The organism is Candidatus Symbiopectobacterium sp., assembly GCF_020054415.1.
Lineage (GTDB): Bacteria > Pseudomonadota > Gammaproteobacteria > Enterobacterales > Enterobacteriaceae > Symbiopectobacterium.
On record NZ_JAHWCO010000182.1, the window covers coordinates 1 to 3,903 of the forward strand.

Annotated in this window: 3 protein-coding genes, 1 rRNA gene and 1 pseudogene; 2 read left to right on the forward strand and 3 right to left on the reverse strand. The window is 48.3% G+C overall.

Annotation, left to right across the window (positions count from 1 at the left end; all coding sequences use genetic code 11):
* Positions 1 to 138: 138 nt before the first annotated feature.
* Both QZ506_RS05450 and coaA read left to right on the forward strand, forming a co-directional pair.
* Positions 139 to 552: pseudogene (locus QZ506_RS05450) on the forward strand (IS630 family transposase); the annotation flags it as partial.
* Between the two features lie 32 nt (positions 553 to 584).
* Complete coding sequence (gene coaA / locus QZ506_RS05455; protein WP_291969610.1) at positions 585 to 1,535, forward strand: type I pantothenate kinase; 951 nt, start codon at positions 585 to 587, stop codon at positions 1,533 to 1,535.
* A gap of 38 nt (positions 1,536 to 1,573) precedes the next feature.
* Here the strand turns inward: coaA and birA are convergent, their stop codons facing one another.
* From birA to rrf, 3 genes are all read right to left on the reverse strand, one after another.
* Positions 1,574 to 2,533 (reverse strand): bifunctional biotin--[acetyl-CoA-carboxylase] ligase/biotin operon repressor BirA, encoded by a 960-nt coding sequence (gene birA, locus QZ506_RS05460; protein WP_291969612.1) that lies wholly within the window; start codon positions 2,531 to 2,533, stop codon positions 1,574 to 1,576.
* Positions 2,530 to 3,567, reverse strand: a complete 1,038-nt coding sequence (gene murB, locus QZ506_RS05465; RefSeq protein ID WP_291969615.1) for a UDP-N-acetylmuramate dehydrogenase — start codon at positions 3,565 to 3,567, stop codon at positions 2,530 to 2,532. Before murB ends, birA begins: the two co-directional genes overlap by 4 nt.
* 198 nt (positions 3,568 to 3,765) lie before the next feature.
* A 5S ribosomal RNA gene (gene rrf / locus QZ506_RS05470) occupies positions 3,766 to 3,881 on the reverse strand.
* Positions 3,882 to 3,903: the final 22 nt, after the last annotated feature.

Consider the following 3,903-nt stretch of genomic DNA (forward strand, 5'->3'; position numbering starts at 1 on the left):
GCGCTGCTTGAGGGCCTTGTTATAAGAGGGCCAGTTGGTGATTTTAAAATTTTGTTTTGCCATGGATACCTGATTTTGAAACAACTGTGGTGATCTGCTCCGATGATTACCCAAAAGTTCTATTTATTCAACAAAGCCGCGCTGAATCTGAGCGATATCGGCGGTACGGTTATTCACGATTACAAAACAATTAATGACTACAACATTGCTCTTTTTTTCATTGAGATACGCAAACGTTACCCTGATTACCGACAGAGAATCCATGTAATACTGGACGGTGCTGGTTATCACCGAACCCAATTGATTAAGGATTGGGCCTTTGTCGTGAACATAGAGCTTCACTATCTACCGCCTTACAGTCCGAATCTGAACGCGATAGAACGCCTGTGGAAAGTGATCAATGATCATGCACGGAATAATCGCTATTTTGAAAACACGCGCGATTTTCGGGATGCAATATTCAATTTTTTCACCAATACGCTACCAGAAATAGCGGACTCGCTGACGTCCAGAATTCACGATCGTTTTCAGGTGCTCAAACCTGCATCTTGAGGTTTATTAGGTATATAGGATAGATTGGACAGATGAGAGACAGCGAGCAACCTTTTGCAACACCCTACATACACTTCGATCGCCGTCAATGGGCTGCATTGCGCAATTCAGTGCCATTAACGCTGACAGAAGAAGAAATCATCCAGTTAAAAGGGATCAATGACGAGTTATCACTCGATGAAGTTGCCGAAATCTATCTGCCTTTATCACGTCTGCTTAATTTTTATATCAGCTCAAACCTGAGACGCCAGGCAGTATTGGAGCAATTTCTCGGCACTAACGGGCAGCGTATTCCCTATATTATTGGCATCGCAGGCAGCGTCGCGGTTGGCAAAAGTACTACCGCACGCGTATTGCAGGCGTTGCTAAGCCGGTGGCCTGAGCATCGTCGAGTTGAATTGATCACCACAGACGGTTTTTTACATTCCAAACAGGTGCTTAAAGACAGGAACCTAATGCAGAAAAAAGGGTTTCCTGAATCTTACAATACTCATAGTCTGATGAAATTTGTGTCGGATATAAAATCGGGAGCTAAAAAAGTCACAGCACCAATATATTCACACCTGACTTACGATATCGTGCCAAATAGCAATAAAGTGGTGGAGCAACCGGATATTCTTATCCTTGAAGGATTAAACGTTTTGCAAAGTGGAATGGATTATCCGTACGCACAACCAAGCACTTTTGTTTCTGATTTTATTGATTTTTCTATTTATGTTGACGCATCTGAAGAATTATTAAAATCCTGGTATATAAACCGGTTTTTGAAATTTCGCCTGGGTGCATTCTCCGATCCTAATTCTTATTTTCACGAGTATGCAAAATTAACGGAAGAGCAAGCGGTGACAATTGCGACCAAAATTTGGCGTGATATCAATGAACCTAACTTGCACCAAAATATTTTGCCTACCCGTGAGCGCGCCAGTTTGATTATGACCAAAAGCGCTAATCATGCCGTTGAATATGTGCGTTTGAGAAAATAGCAGTATTACAAGACAGTGGGGGGAATCCCCCCTACTGGCTATTTGCCACGCAGTGAGATTTCGCCACCAATGTAGGCCTTAATCTCGCTGTTCTCTTCAAGTAACAGCGCGCCCTGCTCATCAATTCCGCGTTCAATCCCATGGATCTCGCGTTCGCCCATAATCAATTTCACCGGGCGATTATAGTAATTATCGATGGCTTGCCAGCGAGGTATGAACGAGCGTAATCCGCCTTGTTCAAACACTTCCAGCGCGTTACTCAATTCAGTGACAAGCGTAGCGGCCAAAATATTACGATCGATATCGATCCCAGCTTCTTGCAGGTTGATCCATTCCTGCGTCACGCCTTGCCCCGAAGAGACCCGCATCCGCAAGTTAATGCCAATCCCGATCACTAACTGCGCCGCATCTCCCGTTTTTCCCATCAGCTCAACCAGAATCCCGGCCAGTTTGCGATCGTGCATATAGAGATCGTTGGGCCATTTGACTTTGACATCATGTGCACCGAGGCGATGTAGCACTTCTGCAATCACGATACCAATAGCTAGGCTTACCCCCACCGCAGCGGCAGGCCCCTGCTCCAAGCGCCAAAACATGGAGAGGTAAAGGTTAGCGCCAAAGGGTGATTGCCACTGACGCCCACGACGACCACGACCAGCCTGCTGGTACTCTGCCACGCACGCATCGCCAGAGTGCAAGCTCTCCAGCCGGTCGAGCAGATACTGGTTGGTCGAATCAATGACAGGCAGTACCGCAACGTTATTTGCTGGGAGTGCTGCACGAATAACATTCTCATCGAGCAATTGCATCGGTTCAGGCAAGCTGTACCCTTTCCCTGTAACGGGAAACACATCCAGTCCCCACTCTCTGATGGTTTGGATATGTTTGTTAATCCCTGCCCTGCTCATTCCCAACAGTTCACCGAGGTATTCACCTGAATAAAACTCACCATCGGAAAGGATCTTGATAAGCGTTAAAGGGACGCGGATATCTTTCATGACAGCACCTCTGTCGCGCTTACTTCACCCGTTGAAGCAATAAAGCGCACTTCCGGCTCAAGCCAGAGTGCAAATGTCTCTGCAACGCTATTACGCACATAACGCGCCAGCGCGACGATATCGTCACTCGTCGCCCCATCAAGGTTGACCAGCACCAGAGCCTGCTGCTGATGAACCGCTGCGCCACCAATGCGGTGCCCTTTTAACTGGCACTGGTCGATAAGACAGCCAGCAGCAAATTTAACCGTACCATCGGGCTGCGGATAGTGTGGTGCAGTGGGGTAACGCATCAAGATAACCTGTGCTTGCTCGGCGCTAACGACAGGGTTTTTGAAAAAACTGCCCGCATTTCCCATCAGCGCCGGATCGGGTAATTTCTTACGCCGCATCGCACATACCGTAGTAAAGATAGCTTCAGGCGTCGCGGTGGCAGGATCGAGCTGCGCCAAATCACCATAGCCCAACAGAGGCACCCAGGACTTAGTCAGATGCAGACCTACTGCAATAATGGCAAATCCCTGGCGGTATTCATGCTTAAAGATACTTTCACGATAGTCAAACTGGCACTGCTCAGCACTGAGGCGGGTCACCTGATTGAGGGTAAGATCCAAGACATCGACATATGCGCAAAACTGCTTAAACTCAGCGCCATAAGCGCCAATATTCTGGATAGGAGCCGAGCCGACGCAGCCAGGAATCAGCGCTAGGTTTTCCAGGCCCGACACGCCCTGTTGCAGCGTATACTCGACCAGATGATGCCAGTTCTCACCGGCACCGACGTGAAGATGCCATCCGCGATCATCTTCAGCAATCTCAATCCCTTTTATGCGGTTAACAATGACAGTCCCTGTAAAATCTTCCAAAAACAGGACATTGCTACCCTCCCCCATAATCAACACTGGTTTATTCTGTTCACTCGCATGACACCAGGAAGCAGCCAACGAATCCGGTGTATCGGCGCAGACGATCTCATCGGCATAAACGAGCAAAGAGAAGGTGTGGTATGGCTTAAGGGATGTGACACTGCTCGTCATCAGAACGTACTCTCCAGATTGAATACGTCGTAGTTTACCCGATCCCGCACGCCAAATCTCTACGGTCCGCGGGCATCTTCGATCCCTGAGAGAGCAATGAAAGGCTAGCCATTCCTGATGATAAAAACCCTATACCACCAAAAACCACGCACAGCAAAAAGGGCTGTCCTTCCGGACAGCCCCTTCGCTATATTTAAAGCCTGGCAGTTCCCTACTCTCACATGGGGAAGCCCCACACTACCATCGGCGCTACGGCGTTTCACTTCTGAGTTCGGCATGGGGTCAGGTGGGACCACCGCGCTATCGCCGCCAGGCATATTCTGTTTTATCTTACCC